The sequence below is a fragment of the Colwellia sp. BRX9-1 genome (assembly GCF_014077195.1).
GTDB lineage: Bacteria > Pseudomonadota > Gammaproteobacteria > Enterobacterales > Alteromonadaceae > Colwellia_A.
In genome coordinates this window covers 71,129-89,859 of the sequence record NZ_JACGVM010000002.1, presented here as the reverse complement: position 1 = coordinate 89,859, position 18,731 = coordinate 71,129, and the positions used below count along the sequence as shown (strand labels likewise).

The window sequence follows — 18,731 nt, the reverse complement described above, 5'->3', positions numbered from 1 at the left end:
TGTCTTTGCCTCGAGTAACAAAGCTATCTCAAATGAAGAAAAAGTCAGCCAAATAGCCATCACCGGAAGTTTTACAGTATAAGAATGCAATAAGATATCTAGGCGTTTTTTGAGCGTTTTCCATATTAATTATCTATCAGGGCTGCAACTGATTTTTATATATTTATATAAAACAGTGACTTATCTTGGCTTAATATTTATTGAGACATAAAAAGCGGATTTAGCCACTAGTGATACAGAAACTCAGTAATCAATTGTTCTGATTAATAGTCAAGCTGATAAAGTTTTCATGGTGCTTCTCACCAAGTTAAGTGATGAAAATTTAATGCGCTTTTAAGTGGTCAGCAAGTAATGAATTAAACGTCTCCAATGCGGTATATAATTCACTTATGCTCTCATTCAATGCCGTTATATTCTTTTCTTTTGATAGTATTTCTATCTTAGTGACTAAGTTTTGTACTTGAGCTCCACCTAAGTTACCTGCTGCACCTTTAATTGAATGCAGGTTATAATTTATCTTTTGCCAATTTTCTGCCTTTATTGACTCTTGCAGTTCGCGTGTTTTTTCTTCGCTATCATCTAGGTAACATTTTACCAATAATGTCATTTTTTTAGGGTTTCCACCCAGCCGTTTTAATAAATGAGCTTTGTGCCAAGGGCTATCATGCTCACTTTTAGATTTTTCAATTGATTGACTACTTAAGGTGAGGTGGTCTGAATTTAAGGTATCAGTATCGAAACGCTCTTCTTTATCAGCTGTTACTCCAAGCCATAACTTTAATTTAGCTTTAACTTTATTTATTTCTATAGGTTTTGTTAAGTAGTCATCCATGCCTGCTATTAAACATTTCTCTTTATCTCCTTGCATTGCATTTGCTGTCATCGCAATGATAGGAATAACTTTATTCTTTTGGCCTGCATCTCCTTTGCGAATAAGTCGTGTTGCTTCATAGCCATCCATTTCTGGCATTTGGCAATCCATTATGACCAAAGAGTAAGGGTGGCTTTTTAATGACTCTTTTAAGCTTATCAGTGCTTCTAAGCCGTTTGCTACTGCGTCAGCTGTGAATCCTAATTCTTCTAAAACACCCAAAGCGACCATTTGGTTTATGCGATTGTCTTCAACAATTAATATTCTTATATTTTTGGCAGATGAAACGAATAATGGTTTTTTATCCTCTGTTGTTACTATTTTCATTGCATTAACATAATCATGAGTAACTAATGGTGACGCTTGCTTTAGTATTTCTCCGCCATGAGCAACTACAGATAAGGCTTTAAATAGATTTGATGTTGTTGTTGGCTTAGGGAAATAAGCACTAAAACCAATATCTGCAAAATGTTTTGCGTCACCTCTTTCACCCATAGAGGTCATCATAACGAGTTTCATTGCTTTAAATTCTTGTTGGTTTTTTAATTTTTTCGCTAAGGTTTCTCCTGACATATTAGGCATTTGCATATCAAGTATGGCAATATCAAAAAAGGGTGTGCCGGTATCTTCATATCGCTTTTTACATAGAGCCAATGCTGCATCACCGCTATCAGCTTCTTCAATATTTGCCCCCCACAGCTGTAACTGTGAGCGAAGGACATCGCGATTGGTTTTATTGTCATCAACAATTAAAATGTGCAATGCCGAAATATCTATTTCGGGTATAACTAGGGTCGAATTTTTACTTTTCTCAACTAATAAGCTAAATTCAAAACAACTACCTTCACCCATTTTATCAACTACATTAATATCGCCGTGCATTAAATTACAGAGTTTTTTCGTTATTGTTAACCCAAGCCCTGTGCCCCCATATTTACGTGTCGTCGATGAGTCTACTTGACTAAATGCTGAAAAAAGCCCTTCTTTTTTATCTGCCGGAATGCCGATTCCTGTATCAGATATCTGACAATGTAATATTAATTCATCACCATAATTACTCTTTTTAGTGATGAGTTTTACGGTAATAACTATCTCTCCATGATTTGTGAACTTTATTGCATTGCCGACAAGATTCGTCAGTATTTGTCTAATTCTGCCCGGATCTGATTTGATCATCGATTCTTTTATACCCGTAAGATCTAGGATTATTTCTAAACCTTTATCTTGAGCAGGTAAGGCCATAGCTTCAGCAAAGTCACCTAATAAGTTTCTTAAATTAAAATCTAAGTATTCAAGTTCGAGTTTACCCGCATCAACTTTTGAAAAATCTAGAATGTCATTAATTAAAGTTAATAAGGAGTCAGCACTAGATTTTGCGATATTAACTCGGTGTTTTTGTTCATCATCAAGTTTACTATTAAGTAATAAACCTAGCATGCCTAATACACCGTTCATGGGGGTGCGTATTTCATGGCTCATATTTGCTAAAAACTCTGACTTTAATTTCGCGCCTTCTTCCGCTTTATTAAGTGCAGCAATTCTTTCTTGATATGAGTCATTAATATTTCGGCTAATAAGCAATAAAAGTGCAATAACGAAAAGGCTGAGTAAAAGTGCAGTTACTGCGGATATGTAAGAATCATTTCGCTTTTCTACCAACAAATGGGTGAGCGTTTTTTGTATTTGTGCAGAGAAATGATTTTCAATACTTTGTAATATTAGGTTTTTATTTTTAAGCACCCCTAAGGTGTATAAAGGATCATTCTCCCATAAATGGTTTTGCAAATACTCTAATGCTTCATTGGCGGGGTCATCATTAATAATAACCAATTGGTCAATCTCTGATGCCGATTTTCCTTGCTGTCTATATTGAGAAATATCTGACAACGTTTGTTTATATTGATTCAATACAGCTGAAAAACTGTCAAGCTGATACAAGGCTTTACGATTATATTGTTTAAGCGTTCGTAACTTACTGATAAGTTGTTCTACATCACTATGAAGCGTTAAAAAAGCGATTCGATATTTTTCATCATCACGCAGTAGATAATTTTTAAATTGATGTATCAGTCCATTATAGCCTATAGAAGTTTTTAGTTGAGCGACAAGCTCCTCAGTATTCCGTTCGAGCAAAACATTTTGAAGTCGATTAGCTTCACTTATTGTTTTATTATCAAGTAATTGAATTACATGGCTTTCGTTGTCTTTAAATAGTGAAGAGATAAATATATTATTATACAGTCTTTCTTGACTATTTTGTTGGCGGATACTTAGCTTAAGTGGACGTATGTCAATGGTATTATCATTTGTTTCTTCATTTTCAAGGGTCACTGTTAAAATAGTACTATTGAGCAGGTTTAAAGATTTCAACTTCAATAAAATAAGGAAATTACTGTGCATCTTTGCAATATTTTTATTTCTTATTTGATCTGAAAATGATTGTAATTTTGATAAAAAATCATTTTTCCAATCAATATGAAAATCAATGATTTGCTGCCAAGATATATTGTTAGCATCAATCCCTTCTCTAAGAGTTATTAACGCTGACTTTAGCTCAGCAACATATTGTTGATTAAATTCGCCAACAACAATGTCTTCAGATGTCATGCTTTTCTTTATTGACAACAGCAATGTATCAACAGCGATACGGAGTACTTTCAAGTCATCTAGTGATCGAGTATTTGACGAAATTTTTGCTGATTTTTCATCAAGACTAATTAAAAAAAGCGCACTGAGTTCTAATTCTTTGTTGAGGGCATCAATGAGCTTAGCAATATTACTATCCAACGCTATTATGCTTTCAGTATTGTGTAAAATTGAAATATCTTGTTGTTTATTGTGAACAATATTTAGCATTAATGTAATAGCAATAATAAGAGGTAAGCCGGCAGAAATTATAAGCTTTTTACGAATGTTTGATTCGTCAGATGATACATCGATAATATGCTTTCTAATTAATAAATAAATAATCGGTGTAATCGATAGGCTCAGTAATATAGCGTTCAATAACGCTTCAGGTAAAAATGGAAATAAGGTTTGTATCCAAGGCAAGAACTGCATAATTAAAAATTGGGTAAAGCCAATGGCAACGAAGATAAGAATGAGAATAATTAAAATATGAGTTTGATTCTTATTCTTTGATAGGAGACTCAAGTGATATTACCGCGCCGTTAGTTAATGTCCTGAGAAGTATAGACACAATTTTAAGTCTTTCATAATAAACACTTAAAATATTTAATTTTTATGAATTTTTATTTTATATTAAACAATTCTGATGGGGTGTCATATATCCTAGCATCAACAATTAACTGCAGCATCGTTATTTTACTTATTCACTATAAGACAAACAATTTACGTAAGGCCATATGGTCAGACAAGTCAGCTTAGCCAATTAACCACTTTACCTTGAAGCCTCTTGAAAAACATGAGCAACTAACTTAGATGTCGAGCTATAAAGGGGAAATGAAAAATAAGTATTAACGACTATCACCGAAGGTAAACACCATTAGCTTAAACAAATATTTGCCGGTGTTGCTAATAAAGGGGTTGGTTTAGTTCGTCAATTAACAGGTAAAATTAATTGAGTATTGAAGTGGGCAAGTGGCGCTATTTAGCGAATGCTGAGGTAAATAGCTTTACTTGAATTATCAAGGTATTGTTTTCGAGTGTTGACAATATTACGGGCTATTATCCTTGTTGATTAACAAGTCAGCATAAACCGCATAACTTGCATAACCCAACACAGGAAAGACAATAATTAATAGCGGTAGTGCTACCACTAAAGTTAAAGACGTTATCATGACTAAGGTTAGCGCCCATTTAAACATTAATTTTTTATGTTTAAATACGGTTTTAACACTGATACTTACCGCATCAACAAAATTTAACTGTTGGTGAATAATCAAGGGTATAGAAAACACACCGAGTAAAAAGCCAATCACTGCAGTTACCCAGCCGATTAAACCGCTGTAAAGTAAAAACCAAAGTAATGATTCTCTTAACGCTGGATCAGTAATGAAAGTGTGGTCTAAAGGTAAGGGCTCTATGCCAAAATACAGTCCGTAAATCACTAAAGCATCGGTTATCCAAATAAAATAACACAAGGATAGAATAAAGATTAAAAACCAAATGCCTTTATTTTTTTGTCCCTTAATCGTAATTAAGTCTTTAAATGTAGGTATTTTATTTTTTTCTAATAGACCTGCAACTTGCTGAAAACCAATAATAAGAATAGGAGCAACAATGAAAAAACCGGCGATAAAAGGAAAGATAACTAAATCGGCACCAATGCGTAATAATAACCAATAGAGTAGACCGGCGATAATGCAAAAAAAGCTGCTAAATACTATACTGATGGTTTTAGTTTTGATGAAACTTGACCAACCAAATGCTAACCATTTTTTTATTGATGGCGTGGCTTTATCCATAATACTGAGTCTTTACTTATTTATAACGATAACAGCATTTTACCTGAGCATATTTTTAAATGGCTTGCTGAAGAACATCTATTTGATTTGTATCAAAACCATGGCTGAAAATAATCGTCAGTTAGCCTAGCAGTACTATTTATATAAAAGATTAAACTTTTATTCTTAGTTGCCGATTAAATGTACAACAAGACAATTACTGATGAACGGACAAGTAAAGTGGATGTACTGATAGATTTATTGCCTGCGGCCAATCAAGTAAAAATCGCTCAATCAAAAAAAGATAAGCGCCAAGCTAATAAATATAATCGTCAAATGAACTCAGCAGCAAGTCTGCCCGATGTAGCAGATGATGTGAAAAATGGAGTGGGAATAAAAAAAGTGCTTTGGACAGGACCTGAACGCCGCTCATCTGCTGATCGACGTCATTTAAAAAATAAACGCGGACGTTGGTTAGAGTCACGCGACAGAAATGATCGCCGAACGACTCAATATGCAATATCAGTGAAAATTTAATTGCGCTAAATTGTTTACTTCTTTTGTAACTGATTAAATTTTTCCATTTGCTCTGCTGTTGCTGGCAATTGATGTTTTTCTTTCCATTCGCTATAGGGCATACCATAAATTTGCTGACGAGCGGTCTCGATATCTACTTCAACACCTAACTTCTCAGCCTCAGCAACGGTCCATTTAGAAAAACAATTACGACAAAAACTCGCTAAATTCATTAACTCAATATTTTGTACATCTTTTCTACTGTCTAAGTGAGCCAGTAATCGACGAAAAACAGCAGCTTGTATTTCTATTTCTTTGTCCATATTCATCTCTTTATTTAGTTAAGTGGAGTTGACTGTTCAACTTCCTTAGTGGGTTTGTCATAAGGCAGAATACGAATAATCATACCGATATAAGGATGATCAAAATAGTGTATTTCTGTGCTTCTGACTCGTCTGTCTTGTTTAAAGTTTATCGTTTTTAAAATTGCCGATGACTTTTGTTTATCACCAGGTAATAACTTTTGCGTTGCTTGTTCGGCTAACGACATATTCATTACATTAAGATCAGCGGTAATATGTAAATAAAAGTCAACTTCTACCTTGATAAAACCCTCTACTGTCCAATTTTGAGGAGGCTTTATTGGGGCTGCCTGCATTGTGTTAGTATTCAATATTACCGCTGTGTCGTTTATATCTTGCTCTATTTCAGCGAGTAAACTTTTTGTCTCAGTAGGTAAATTGGGTAGTTTTATCAGCAGCTCTTGTAAACGTTCTGCCATTATTTTTTCTTTTACTGTTTCATCTGACCCTTCTATTTGGGCCGAAGTATCTTTGTATAATACGCTATGCAGGGCCTCTTCTTGCCTTTGTGCTTGTTTGCGTTGCTGTTGAAATTGTTGCAATTCTTTTTGGTATTGTTCAGCAAAATTTTCACCGGCAATAACTTTCAGTGGCACAGCTAATTGTTTAGTTTTTGTCTTTTGACGCCAGCCAAAATGCAGTAATGGTTTGAAATTTCGACTGCGGGCTATTTCTTTAACAATATCGTCAAGTTGTAATGATTCTTTATTAAGTAAGTAGTCTTCATCACTATAGATATTTTCAATATTATTAATAGTAGGCGGTACTTGCTCAATATTAAAAGCGTTATAACTTTGATAAGCATAAGCATCGGTTGATTGATTAAAGTGCTGAAATTCCTCTACAGAAATAGTACAAATACCGTCGGTAAATGAGGCAGTTTCGTTGGTATAAGTTAAGGGCAAAGTTGAAAATTCAGCCGCTGCTTGCTCAAGTAACATTAAGCGTTGCGTTAATTCTTTTTCACTCATCACTTGTTTTGGTAATGGCATAGCTAAGCTGCTGTTGTCATACGCTTTTAATGAATTATTTATCGACGCTGGGCTATCATCGATATTGTCTAAAGCCACTTGTCTATGTGTGCCATCGCTAAATTTTGATATTGATGGATCGGTTAACGACTCGTCTATCGTTTGGGCTGAAAGCGTTTGTAATTCAGCTAAGCTTTTAGCAACATAGTAAGGCTGTTCTTTTATGGCCGTTATAGCTTGCTCAAGGAGTGATTGAGCATAAGTAGGATTATCACAACGGGGTAATTGCTGTTTTAAGCTGGCGATATCAGGGTTAAGGTAGGGGCCTAACAAGTCAATAATATTTCGGTATTGGGGTAAAAGCGTATTATTTGGAAACTTCTCTTTTAATTGCGCTTTATCGCCCAGTTGACTAAACAGGATCACTTCCACTTCAAACCAGCGGTCGTCATTATCTTTATCAGCGGCACTGGTTTGTTGTGAAAATATTAAGGCTGCACAGAGCAGCGCTAAATGTTTTAAATTCATTAATCATCCAAAGAGTTATAACCTGCCTTGTTATTGTAAACTAAGGCATTGAGTCTACTCTGTTATCTTACGGTTATTTTTTTGTTTTTACTAAATCATTTAACATAGATGTCACTAAAATAAAGCGTGATTTACTGTCTTCAGTGGCAATTTTAAATTGGAGTTTATTAGCGCCAACTAATTTATAAACTTTTGGCTGTTGCTGAATAAGACCAATAATAAGCATAGGATCAACTTTTGTCTCATCGCTAAACTCAATAGAGCCACCTGCTGGACCTGCTTCGATACGAGAAACCCCTATTTTTTGGGCCTTTAAACGTAACTTCGCAATATGGACTAGATTTTTAGCAGCCTGCGGTAATAAGCCAAAACGGTCAATTAATTCTACTTGAATTTCGTCAAGTTCATTTTTATTGCCGCAACTGGCGATACGTTTATAAATACTTAACCGTAAGCTGACATCAAAAATATAATCGTCTGGTAGTAACGCCGGTACCCGCAATTCAATTTCAGTTTGCTTAGCGGTCATATTTTCAAGCGAAAGCTGTTTGCCTTGCTTCAACGCTGAAACAGCTTGATCGAGCATTTCCATATAAAGGGTAAAGCCGATTTGGCTCATCGAACCACTTTGTCCCTCACCTAATAATTCACCTGCGCCACGAATTTCGAGATCGTGTGTGGCCAAGGTAAAACCAGCGCCTAAATCTTCAAGAGACGCAATAGCTTCAAGACGTTTCTTCGCATCTTTAGTAATACGTTTAACATGTGGTGTTAATAAATAAGCATAAGCTTGATGATGTGAACGACCCACTCGGCCTCGTAATTGATGGAGTTGCGCTAGACCTAAATGGTCGGCTCTGTCCATAATAATGGTATTAGCTGTTGGCACATCGATACCTGTTTCTATAATCGTTGTACAAACTAATACATTGTAACGTTGGTGATAAAAGTCGCCCATAATGCGTTCAAGTTCACGTTCGCGCATTTGCCCATGGGCGGTGGTTACTTTTGCTTCTGGCAGCAGTTTTTGAATATCTGCAGCGGTTTTATCGATAGTATCAACGTTGTTATGTAAAAAGTAAACCTGACCACCACGAAGGATTTCACGTAAAATAGATTCACGAATAAGGGCGTCGTCACGTTCGCGAACAAAGGTTTTTACCGCTAAGCGTTTTGCCGGCGGTGTGGCAATAATCGATAAATCGCGCATGCCGCCCATCGCCATATTCAAGGTCCGTGGAATAGGGGTTGCGGTCAATGTTAAAATATCAACATTGCTGCGTAATTGTTTGATTTTTTCTTTTTGCTTTACACCAAATCTATGTTCTTCATCGACCACTAATAAACCTAGGTCTTTATATTTAATACTATTTTGCAATAACTTATGGGTGCCGATCAGAATGTCTATTTGGCCTGATTCAACATCGGCAATAACAACGTTTTGCTCTTTGGCTGTTTTAAAACGTGATAATACTTCTATAGCAACCGGTAAATTAGCAAAACGGTCGCGAAAGTTTTCATAATGTTGTTGGGCAAGCAAGGTTGTTGGCACTAAGATAGCCACTTGCTTGCCGTCGTTAACGGCAACAAAAGCGGCACGCATCGCAACTTCAGTTTTACCAAAACCGACATCTCCACAAACGAGTCTGTCCATGGCCTTATCGCTGAGCATATCAGACACTACTGCTTTAATGGCTTGCTCTTGATCAAAGGTTTCTTCAAACGGGAAACTGTCTGAAAAAGCTTGATACTCAGCTTTGTCACGTTTGAATTGATAACCTTTATTACTGGCTCTGCTGGCGTATATATCGAGTAGTTCAGCCGCCACGTCACGCACTTTTTCAGCGGCCTTTTGTTTTGCTTTACTCCAAGTATCGTTACCTAATTTATGTAACGGTGCACTTTCTGCGTCGGCGCCCGAATAACGGCTGATTAAATGCAATGAGCCAACCGGTACATAAAGCTTTGATTCACCTGCGTAAATTAAAACTAGAAACTCAGTGGTTATGCCACTATTTTCAATGGTTTGTAAGCCCATGTAGCGACCAATACCATGCTCAAAATGGACAACAGGTTGTCCCATTGAAAGCTCGGCTAAGTTTTTAAAAATAGCATCCGCTTGAATAGTTTGTTGTTTGGTACGGCGGCGACTTTGTTTTATCCGCTCTCCTAAAAGTTCATCTTCGGTGATTAGGGCTATCGCATTTTTCTTAGCGGTGCCTCTACTTTGAAAGATAAAACCACTGTTGAGGGTATTCACTGTGATGCCAAGTTTGTCCGGGCTTGCGACAAAGCTTTCAATATCGTCAAAATATTGTGGCTTGATATGGTTACGCTCTAATAACTCTAAAACGCTTTCTCGACGGCCTTGGCTTTCGGCAACAAATAAAATTTTATCTGGGGTTTCTTTGTCGCGAATAAAATTATTGATTAATTCAAAAGGCTGTTTCAGTTGATGATTAACCGTAACATCAGGTAAGGGAGTGACATCAAAACGGATATGACCGGCTTTTGACTTTTCAATGTCGTCACTGTCAGTTTCTTGTAACGCGTTTATTACCGGCACTTTTTCTATTGAAATTCGGTCAAAAGGTTTTAAGGCACGATAAAACTCTTCACTATTTAAAAAGAGTTTCTTGGGGGGTAATAATGGCCGAGTCAGATCATAACGACGTTCTTCAAATCGGTAATCAATATCAAGCCAGTACTGTTCAATAGCTTTATCAATATCGCCACTGAGCATTATCCGTGTGTTTTCGCCTAAATAGTCACACAAAGTGCTCGTTTCTTCAAAGAACAAGGGGAGGTAATATTCAATACCTGCCGGCAAAATACCATCACTGACCTGATGATATATTGACTCTTTATGAATGGTGTTAGGGAATTCTTCTCGGTATTGACGACGAAATAAATTTATTGCTGCTTCGTCGGTCGGAAATTCGTGTGCGGGTAATAAATTTATTTCATCTATTTTATCACTTGAACGCTGGTTTTCAGGATCGAACAAGCGAATATCATCAATTTCATCATCAAAAAAATCTAAGCGAAACGGAGTTTTACAGCCCATAGGGAATATGTCGAGAATTGCACCACGTGCCGAGAATTCACCATGCTCCATCACTTGTTCTACGCAGCGATAACCACTGGCTTCAAGATTTTGTCGCATTTGATGTAAGTCTTTTTTATCACCTACTTTTACGATCAAACTATTCGTACGCAAATACTGCGTTGGCGCAAGGCGTTGTAATAATGTTGAAACCGGCACAATAATAATGCCACTTTTCATATTTGATAATTGGTAAAGCGTTGCTAGTCGCTGGGAAATAATATCTTGATGCGGTGAAAAGGTATCATAGGGCAATGTTTCCCAATCAGGAAATAAGCAAATAGGCAGTTGCCGCTTTTTATTTAAACTTTTTAATTCTTGCTCGAAACGCAATGCTGACTGGGTGTCATTGGTTAATAACAACATCGGAGCGTCGGCATTGAGGGCGCCATGGTATATAGCTAGCGTGTCACTACTACCTAGTAAATTAGTCCAATGCTTTTTATCAGCATGTTTGCCACGACGTTTAGTTAATACAGGTTCAAATAAGCTAGCAGTTTTACTCATGATTTCTCTATCAAATAATGATTGTTAATAAGGCGTCTAAAACAGCGCATTATCTTAACATGAGTTATGGTTAAATTTTAAGAACGAGTAAATACTTTTTTGTTTAAAAAACTATAGTGATATAATAAGGCCCAGCTTTACATTGGGTAGAGCCTGCTGTGTTTTTTGGAGAGTTTCGTGACCAATAATGATGTTTTACGTCGTTTAAGATATACCTTTAATTTTAATGATCAAAAGATGATCGACCTATTTAATTTAGCAAAGTTAACGGTAAGTCGTGAACAAATCAGTTATTGGTTGAAAAAAGAAGATGATCCACAAGTTGTTAACTGCACCGATGTTCAGCTAGCAACTTTTTTGAACGGTTTAATTATTGACAAACGTGGCGCCCGTGATGGTGAAACACCGCCAGCTGAAAAACGAATGAATAACAATCTTGTGCTCAACAAATTAAAAATAGCATTAGCGCTGCGCGCAGAAGATGTTCTCGATATGATGTCTACCTCAGGTATACGTATGACTAAACCTGAATTAAGTGCATTTTTTCGTAAGCCCGATCACAAACATTACCGCGAGTGTAAAGATCAGTTTTTGAGAAACTTTATTCAAGCCATTGATACCAAATATCATGTTAATCGACCTGAAAAATTCACCCCAAAGCGTGAAGTTGAAACGGTAAAAAAACCTGAGTTACCAAAAAAAGACTATCAAACAGCTAAGCCTAAAGTGAGCAAAATATACATAAACCCCAATGCCACTAAAGCAACAGATAACGATGATAAACCTAAAAGAACAGTGTTAAAACTTAAGCCTTCAGATATTTATAAAAATTAGGTTTTAGGCGTGGTTATTTATATTCAGTAATTCTTGAGAATAAATTTTCCTTTGTTAATCATAAAAATATAAATTCTACTCTAATTGAAAAGAGCTTTTACCTCGGTATAAGCTCTTTTTTATGTCTTATAAAAAATAAAAAAGGTAAAGTTCCTTTTATCGTAATTACAATGCGATTTGTCGAACAGCTATTGCCAACACTATCATTTTTGATCAAGACTAGATAAAAGCATTTTAAATTCAGAACATTTACAGTTATTGTAATGTAACTATATATTCCTATAAAAAGAGATACTTATGACTTTCAAAAGTACATTACTGGTAGTGGCTATTTCTAGCTCATTACTTGCCGCTTGCACAGAACAAAAAGGTATTGATACACCACAAACAAGCTCAAAGGAAGCTGAGAAAAAAAGTGCGATTAAAGCACTGTCTGAATCAGAAAAAGCTAACCAAATATTTGATGCTATTTTTGATGAAGGTGTTGCACGAAGTCCGATGATGCAAACTTATTTAGGCATAAAAACAGATTATGATAAATGGGATGATATTTCAGAAGAAAACACGCTAAAAGAATTAGCGATTACTCATGAAAACCTCCAACGTGTTAAAGCCATCGATAGTCAAAAACTCGATGAGCAGACAATGATCAGCTATCACTTATTGGTACAAAAATTAGAAAATACAATTGCTGACCATAAGTGGCGTTTTCATAACTATCCTGTAAATCAAATGCGTGGCTTACACTCGAGTTTACCTGCATTTTTAATTAATCAGCATTCCATTAGCAATGTCAAAGAAGCACAAGATTATATTGCTCGAGTGCAGGGTGCTAAAGTACTTTTAGAACAATTAACGACACAACTAAAATTGCGTGAAGACTTAGGTATTATCGCCCCTAAGTTTGTTTTTCCTCACGTTATTCGTGACTCACAAAATATTCTTGCAGGTGCTCCATTTGAAGACGGAAAAGACAGTACGATTTTAGCTGACTTCACTAAAAAGGTGAATAAACTTGAGATCAGTACCGCTGAAAAAAGCACGCTCTTAGCAGAGGTTAATACCGCATTAATAACCAGCATAAAGCCTGGCTATCAACAATTAGTCAATTATTTAGAAACGCTAGAAAAAAAAGCAGACAATAGAGATGGCGCATGGAAATTTCCAGAAGGTGAAGCATTCTTTAATAATGCATTACAACGCACCACCACAACAGATTTAACCGCTAACCAAATTCACCAAACTGGCTTAAGTGAGGTGGCTCGAATTCACGGTGAAATGCGCGTAATTATGGAAAAGGTTGGCTTTGAAGGCGAACTTGGTGAGTTTTTTGAATTCATGCGAAATGACAAACAATTTTATTACGCTGCTGATGACGCGGGTAAACAACGTTACTTAGATGAAGCTGTTGCTTTAATTGATGATATGGAAGGACGTTTAGACAGTTTATTTTTAACCAAACCTAAAGCTAAGCTAAAGGTTAAAGCGGTTGAAGCTTTTAGAGAACAATCTTCAGGTAAAGCTTTTTATCAACAGCCTGCACCTGATGGCTCTCGTCCAGGAGTTTATTACGCTAACCTTTACGATATGCAAGCGATGCCAACTTATCAAATGGCAGCGCTTGCGTATCACGAAGGGATCCCTGGTCATCATATGCAAATAGCGATAAAACAAGAGCTAACAAATATTCCAAAATTTCGTAAATTTGGTGGTTATACCGCACACACCGAAGGTTGGGGTTTGTACTCAGAAATGATCCCGAAGGAAATTGGTTTATACCAAGACCCTTATTCTGATTTTGGTCGTTTAGCTATGGAGTTATGGAGAGCTTGTCGTTTAGTGGTTGACACCGGTATCCATACACAAAAATGGACGCGAGCTCAAGGTATTGAATATTATGTAGCAAATACGCCAAATGCTAAGTCTGACGCTGTAAAAATGGTAGAGCGCCATGTTGTTATGCCGTCACAAGCAACCGCATATAAAATTGGCATGTTAAAAATTATTGAGCTACGTGAACACGCTAAAGTCGAACTTGCTGAGAAATTTGATATTCGTGAGTTTCATGATGTGGTACTTCGTAATGGTCCAGTACCCTTAAATGTTTTAGCGCAATTAGTTGATACCTATATAGCGAATAAAAAATAGCGAATAAAAAAGCTTAAGCTAAAGTCTTATTGCAGTAAAAAATCTTTATAAAAGAGAAGTGCCGTTCGGTACTTCTCTTTTTTATGGGGATTAGGTAAATACCTATTGATGATAATCAGACGTTAATTGATTTTTCTAGGAATAAGCCGATATTTATTTAATTCTTAAGCAACTTTTGCCCTTAATGCGTAAAATTTATAATTTGCCGAGATAAGCGCTATTCCCTTTGATTAACAGTTGTTATAATGCCGAAAAATAACGTAGTTTAAATTCTTTTTAGAGGTTTTGTGGATGTCGGAAGCTGAAAAACGCCCAACAAATTTTATTCGTCAAATTATCGATGCGGATCTTGAAAGTGGTAAACATTCGAGTGTACAAACTCGTTTCCCACCTGAGCCCAATGGTTTTTTACATATTGGCCATGCGAAAGCAATTTGTTTAAATTTTGGCATTGCTCAAGATTACCTAGGCTTATGTAATTTACGTTTCGATGATACCAACCCTGAAAAAGAAGACATTGATTACGTTAACTCAATTCAAGAAGACGTAAAATGGTTAGGGTTTGATTGGGCGGGTAAGGTTCATTACTCCTCTGATTACTTTGATCAATTGCATGGTTTTGCTGTTGAATTAATTGAAAAAGGCTTGGCATACGTTTGTTTCTTAAATGCGGATGAAGCACGCGAACATCGTGGTTCGCTCAAAGCGCCAGGGAAAAATAGCCCGTATCGTGATACGAGTGTTGAAGATAACTTAGCACTTTTTGCCAAAATGAAAGACGGTAAATGTAAAGAAGGCGAATGTGTTCTTCGCGCTAAAATTGATATGACATCAAGCTTTATGTGTTTGCGTGACCCGATTCTTTATCGCGTTCGTTTTGCTCATCATCATCAAACAGCCGACAAATGGTGCATTTACCCGATGTACGATTTTACCCATTGTTTATCTGATGCTATTGAAGGTATTACCCATTCACTTTGTACATTAGAATTTCAAGATAACCGTCGTTTATATGACTGGGTACTTGAAAATGTATCGATTGATGTTGTACCACATCAATATGAATTTTCACGTTTAAACCTTGAATATACGGTGATGAGTAAACGTAAACTTCATACGTTAGTTGATGAAAAGCTTGTAAATGGTTGGGACGATCCGCGTATGCCAACGATTGCTGCTTTTCGTCGTCGCGGTTACACTCCGAGCTCATTACGTGAGTTTGCTAAACGTATTGGCGTTACTAAAATGGACAATACCGTTGAAATTGGAGTTTTAGAAGCTTGTATTCGTGAAGACCTCAATGACAATGCACCTCGTGCTATGGCGGTACTTGACCCGATTAAATTGGTAATAGAAAACTATCCAGCAGATCAAGTAGAAGAATTAACAGTAAAAAATCATCCAAGTGATGATGAACAAGGTACTCGCATTGTTCCTTTCGCCGCAGAACTTTATATTGAAGCGGAAGACTTTCGTGAAGAAGCTAATAAAAAATATAAACGTTTAGTACTTGATAAAGCCGTGCGTTTACGTGGAGCTTATGTTGTTACCGCCACACGTTGTGACAAAGACAGCGAAGGCAATGTTACGACCGTTTATTGTAATTATAATGCCGATACCTTAGGTAAAAACCCTGAAGATGGTACTAAACCAAAAGGTGTAATTCATTGGGTTGCTGCTCAGCAATCTATTGATGCAGAAATTCGTTTATACGACCGTTTATTTAATGTACCAAATCCTGCTGCTGCAGAAAATTTTCAGAGTGTGATGAATGAAGATTCGTTAATTACCATTAGTCACGCTAAAGTAGAACCATCATTGGTCAATGCTAAACCTGAACAAGCCTTTCAATTTGAACGCCAAGGTTATTTTTGTCGTGATAATAAAGACTCACAAGGTGATAAGTTAGTATTTAACCGTACGGTAGGTTTGCGCGATACTTGGGCTAAAATGGGTAACTAATTACCCTACTATTACGTTTAAAACCTTTATTTACTGGAATCTCACCGGTATATAAAGGTTTTTTTTTATCTAAATTTATACTTTAATTTTTTCATCATATAGCTTGTTTTGAATGGTATCGTAATTCTTAATATATTTAGGTGTGTGATTTTAAAGTTTAGATAACAGACGAGCTATTTTTGAAAAACTAACGAAGTTAAACGTCCGCTAGTGATAAATAATGCAATAGCGTTATATTTATTATTTAAACGTGATAGTTAATAAGATTTTATTAGCAAGTTAACAAAACATAGTGATAAAAATAAAGCCAGCTTATGTTAATTCAGCTGGCTTTATTTAATTTTATAGGTAATAAACAGGCGTTTTTTATTAACGCGTTGCTGCTTTCATTTCTTGAACAAAACGTGTTAATGCCGCCAACATTGCTTGGTTATCATCAAGATTATTTTCAATGATTTTAACCACGGCAGAACCACTTATTGCGCCAGCGGCACCCGTTGCAAGTGCTGCTTTAACTTGTTCTGGGTTAGAAATACCAAACCCTATCACGCCAGGTGAGGCATTATTTGCCTTTAGCTTTTCAATTAAGTGAATAGCAGGATTAGTGGCTTCTACCGATGCACTTTTAGGCGTATCCACACCCGTTACACCCGCACGACTTAATACGTAGGTATAGCCGTAGCTATATTTTGCAACCTGCTTTAATGTTTCTTCGCTGCCGTTAGGCGGAGCAATAAATATTGGCGCAACACCATACTTTAGTGCAGCAGCACGGAACGGGGCACTTTCACGCAAAGGTAAGTCAGCAATTAACACTGAATCAACACCAGCAGCAGCCATATCTTTATAAAAATCATCAATACCACGAGCAAAAACTAAATTTCCATAAAGTAGTAAACCGATTGGGATTTCAGGCGCGTAAGCACGAACTTTTGCTAAAATAGTTAAGCAAACATCAGTGTCTACCCCAGCGTTGAGTGCACGCAATGCCGCCATTTGAATAGTAATACCATCAGCACTTGGGTCTGAAAATGGAATACCTAATTCTAATGCATCTGCGCCAGCATCGATTAAAGCTTTGATTATTTCAAATGACTGCTCAATACTTGGATCGCCTACGGTCACAAACGGAATAAAAGCGCCTTGATTCTTTTTTGCTAATTCAGCAAAAGTTTGCTGATAACGTGTGGTCATCTGCTTGTTTGACGTTGTGTCTAAGCTCATTTTGCTTCTCCTTGAATTTTTGCTTCATTTTCAGCTTGTAACACTGTTTGCACATGCGCTAAATCTTTGTCACCGCGCCCTGATAAATTAACAAGAAATACGGTTTCCTCAGTAACTGCTTCCGCCATTTTAATCGTGTGAGCAAGGGCATGTGATGGTTCAAGTGCTGGAATAATACCTTCATTCATTGCTAACAGTTTAAAAGCTGATAACGCTTCGTCGTCATTAATAGGCACATATTGAGCTCGACCCGTATCTTTTAAAAAGGCATGTTGCGGACCAACAGCTGGGTAGTCTAGACCGGCTGAAACCGAGTACGACTCCTCTATTTGTCCTGATTTATCTTGCATAATATAAGTGTAGTTACCGTGTAACATACCTTTTGTACCGGCAACTAAAGTTGCACCATGTTGGTTGGTATTAACACCTTTGCCACCTGCTTCCACACCAATTAATTTTACACTGCTCTCTTTAATAAAATCATGGAATATACCAATGGCGTTTGAACCACCACCCACACAAGCAATGACATAATCTGGTAAGCGACCTTCTTGTTTAAGGATTTGCTGTTTAGCTTCTTCGCCAATCATTTTTTGAAATTCACGAACGATAGTTGGAAACGGGTGAGGACCTGCGGCTGTGCCTAACAAGTAATGAGCGTTTTCATAGTTTGCAGACCAGTCACGCAAAGCTTCATTTACGGCATCTTTTAAGGTGCCGGAGCCTGCAGTAACAGGGATAACTTCTGCTCCCATTAATTTCATGCGAAATACATTGGGTTGTTGACGTTCACAGTCTAATGCGCCCATATAAACTCGACATTTCAAACCTAATAGTGAACAAGCGATAGCTGTAGCTACGCCGTGTTGCCCAGCACCTGTTTCGGCAATAATTTCTGTTTTACCCATACGTTTAGCGAGTAATGCTTGGCCAAGGACTTGATTGGTTTTATGCGCGCCACCGTGTAATAAGTCTTCGCGCTTTAAATATATTTTAGCTAATGGATTTTTACATAAATTCCGGGTTAAGGTCAGGGGGGTCGGACGTCCCGCGTAATTTGTTAGTAGGTCATTAAACTCAGTTAAAAAGCTCTCGTCTTGTTGTGAGTCAATAAATGCTTGCTCTAACTGCTCAAGGGCAGGGACTAATAATTCACCAACAAACATACCACCAAATTCGCCAAAATAGGCTGGTAAAGTTGCTTTTACTTGGGTTGTCTCTTGTTTAATTGTTTGATCTGTCATTTTCTTTATTCCTAATGCTTTATACGAGTTACATGAATTAAGTGAGTTATTT

The 18,731-nt window shown here is 36.8% G+C and carries 11 protein-coding genes; 4 read left to right on the top strand and 7 right to left on the bottom strand.

Going from position 1 to position 18,731, the window contains the following annotated elements; translation table 11 throughout:
* Nucleotides 1-322 precede the first annotated feature (322 nt).
* Nucleotides 323-4,024, bottom strand: coding sequence for a response regulator (locus H4J76_RS02970; protein ID WP_182230092.1), 3,702 nt, complete (start codon nt 4,022-4,024; stop codon nt 323-325).
* 524 nt (nt 4,025-4,548) lie between these two features.
* Nucleotides 4,549-5,298 carry a DUF2189 domain-containing protein gene (locus H4J76_RS02965; protein ID WP_182230091.1) on the bottom strand — a complete coding sequence of 250 codons (750 nt, stop codon included), beginning with the start codon at nt 5,296-5,298 and terminating at the stop codon, nt 4,549-4,551.
* A gap of 180 nt (nt 5,299-5,478) precedes the next feature.
* Here H4J76_RS02965 and H4J76_RS02960 point away from each other — a divergent pair, with 180 nt between their 5' ends.
* Nucleotides 5,479-5,814 (top strand): hypothetical protein, encoded by a 336-nt coding sequence (locus H4J76_RS02960; protein ID WP_182215703.1) that lies wholly within the window; start codon nt 5,479-5,481, stop codon nt 5,812-5,814.
* Between the two features lie 14 nt (nt 5,815-5,828).
* On the opposite strand, the gene H4J76_RS02955 is transcribed toward H4J76_RS02960, so the two are convergent.
* The 3 genes from H4J76_RS02955 to mfd form a co-directional block, all read right to left on the bottom strand.
* Nucleotides 5,829-6,116 carry a DUF1244 domain-containing protein gene (locus tag H4J76_RS02955; RefSeq protein ID WP_182244405.1) on the bottom strand — a complete coding sequence of 96 codons (288 nt, stop codon included), beginning with the start codon at nt 6,114-6,116 and terminating at the stop codon, nt 5,829-5,831.
* Between the two features lie 14 nt (nt 6,117-6,130).
* On the bottom strand, nt 6,131-7,654 hold the full coding sequence (locus H4J76_RS02950) for a CsiV family protein (RefSeq protein WP_182215707.1): 1,524 nt from the start codon (nt 7,652-7,654) through the stop codon (nt 6,131-6,133).
* A 73-nt stretch (nt 7,655-7,727) separates the two neighbouring features.
* Nucleotides 7,728-11,267: a transcription-repair coupling factor gene (mfd, locus tag H4J76_RS02945; RefSeq protein ID WP_182230090.1), complete on the bottom strand. Its 3,540-nt coding sequence runs from the start codon at nt 11,265-11,267 to the stop codon at nt 7,728-7,730.
* Between the two features lie 177 nt (nt 11,268-11,444).
* On the opposite strand from mfd, the gene H4J76_RS02940 reads away from it, so the two are divergent.
* From H4J76_RS02940 to glnS, 3 genes are all read left to right on the top strand, one after another.
* Nucleotides 11,445-12,101: a DUF1456 family protein gene (locus H4J76_RS02940; protein ID WP_182215710.1), complete on the top strand. Its 657-nt coding sequence runs from the start codon at nt 11,445-11,447 to the stop codon at nt 12,099-12,101.
* A 297-nt stretch (nt 12,102-12,398) separates the two neighbouring features.
* Nucleotides 12,399-14,249, top strand: a complete 1,851-nt coding sequence (locus H4J76_RS02935) for a DUF885 family protein (RefSeq protein WP_182230089.1) — start codon at nt 12,399-12,401, stop codon at nt 14,247-14,249.
* Between the two features lie 291 nt (nt 14,250-14,540).
* Complete coding sequence (gene glnS, locus H4J76_RS02930) at nt 14,541-16,211, top strand: glutamine--tRNA ligase (protein WP_182215714.1); 1,671 nt, start codon at nt 14,541-14,543, stop codon at nt 16,209-16,211.
* 369 nt (nt 16,212-16,580) lie between these two features.
* Here glnS and trpA read toward each other — a convergent pair whose 3' ends face one another.
* Together trpA and trpB are read right to left on the bottom strand one after the other, a co-directional pair.
* On the bottom strand, nt 16,581-17,435 hold the full coding sequence (trpA, locus tag H4J76_RS02925) for a tryptophan synthase subunit alpha (RefSeq protein ID WP_404842392.1): 855 nt from the start codon (nt 17,433-17,435) through the stop codon (nt 16,581-16,583).
* A complete protein-coding gene (gene trpB, locus H4J76_RS02920; RefSeq protein WP_182215716.1) occupies nt 17,432-18,679 on the bottom strand; it encodes a tryptophan synthase subunit beta in 1,248 nt (415 codons plus the stop codon). The genes trpA and trpB overlap by 4 nt, the downstream gene beginning before the upstream one ends.
* Between the last annotated feature and the right edge of the window lie 52 nt (nt 18,680-18,731).